Genomic DNA, 1,348 nt, shown 5'->3' with positions numbered 1-1,348 from the left:
CTTAAGCAGTGTGTCTAATTGCTTTTTAGGTAAAGCATCCATACCTGCGGCTGCTAAACGATTGAGCAACTCACGTTGTGTTTTACTCAGCTGTTTCATTACCTGCTGTCTAAGATGTGCATCATAACGAAAATGCAGAATTTTGCGATCAGTTAATGCGTATGCAATACGACTATTCAGACTTTGTTTCGGTTTGTCCTGCGAACTCAAGGTCATATTCTACCCCCTCTTCATTTAAGCGAGCTTGTTCATCTTCCCATTCCACATTATCACTAATCAGCCCACGGCGTTTTGCTTCATTAAATACGGTTTGTTTTGAAAGTGTGCCTGCTTGTTGCATTTTAATGACCATATCCATTGAGGCATTTGGATCGAGATCGTCATCAATATTACCGCTAATTTCCACCTTACCGACATCATCAATACCCAACCACAACCCAACGTATTCCAAAGCTAAATCTAACGCATCTTCAAATTTATTCGCATACAGTCGCAATAAACTGATTTCTTTGCCCTGCTCTTCTTTGGCTTGACTGTCTGTCATTGCTAACACGGTTTTATCTAAGAGTTTCGCCCCGGCAACACGCATTTGGCTTTCCAGCTCTTTCAAACTGTCTTGCCCTGCGTTAATCGCATTACCTGAATGTTCGATATAAGCAATTTGAGAACCGGCTGGTAAATGCAATGCACTACCGCCAACTTGTAGCTTATTGACTTCAGTATCGGAGAAAATCCCTAATAACGGCACACGAGCGGTATTTAAAATGTTGTCCTGATCGGATTGTGATTGCCAATGCTTAACATTCAAATAGGCCAATTCAAGCAACGGCGGCTCACCTAATGCAAACACATTGCTTTCTTTCGTAATAAACGGCACAACAGGCACCACTTCAAGCGGTCGATTTTGAGCAAGAAAATAGCTGATAGACTCAGGTCTTGCTGAATCTGCTCGTATCACATACTGCTCAATGCCAGCAATACCTTTCTGCAAAAATGTGGCTGTATCATCAAGCTCTAACCCAACTTTGCCAGCCTCATATTCAATATACAATTCATCCTTAAACACCCAGCATTTAATCGCTGCGGTTGGGTCGTGAGCAAAACCGAAATCCAACCCGTGATAAGGACCTTCAAAATCAGGTAAAGGCTTAAACTCAAGTTCCTGATATTTTCCTCTAAAGACTTGAGCCTCACTTTCTTCAAGATAATCCCCCTCCCAAATCCAACGATAAGTCGCATCATCTAAACGGGCTTTATCCCTTAAGCGTTCTTGCTCTAATACATCAGGAAACCACGGATTATCGCTATAATTCATCTCAACAATCGCCATACTTTCGTCTTGATGTTG

1 protein-coding gene and 2 pseudogenes are annotated in these 1,348 nt (G+C 41.9%); all 3 read right to left on the bottom strand.

Annotation, left to right across the window (positions count from 1 at the left end; translation table 11 throughout):
• Positions 1-216: pseudogene (locus B0183_RS11590) on the bottom strand (hypothetical protein); the annotation flags it as partial.
• Positions 173-850 carry a DUF4055 domain-containing protein gene (locus B0183_RS13135; RefSeq protein WP_412459330.1) on the bottom strand — a complete coding sequence of 226 codons (678 nt, stop codon included), beginning with the start codon at positions 848-850 and terminating at the stop codon, positions 173-175. The gene B0183_RS13135 and the pseudogene B0183_RS11590, both read right to left, overlap by 44 nt.
• Before the next feature lie 45 nt (positions 851-895).
• Positions 896-1,348, bottom strand: a pseudogene (locus B0183_RS13130) (PBSX family phage terminase large subunit); the annotation flags it as partial.

Source organism: Glaesserella parasuis (assembly GCF_002015085.1).
Taxonomy (GTDB): domain Bacteria; phylum Pseudomonadota; class Gammaproteobacteria; order Enterobacterales; family Pasteurellaceae; genus Glaesserella; species Glaesserella parasuis.
Note: the sequence above shows the minus strand (reverse complement) of the source record. Positions and strands in the feature narration are given on the sequence as shown.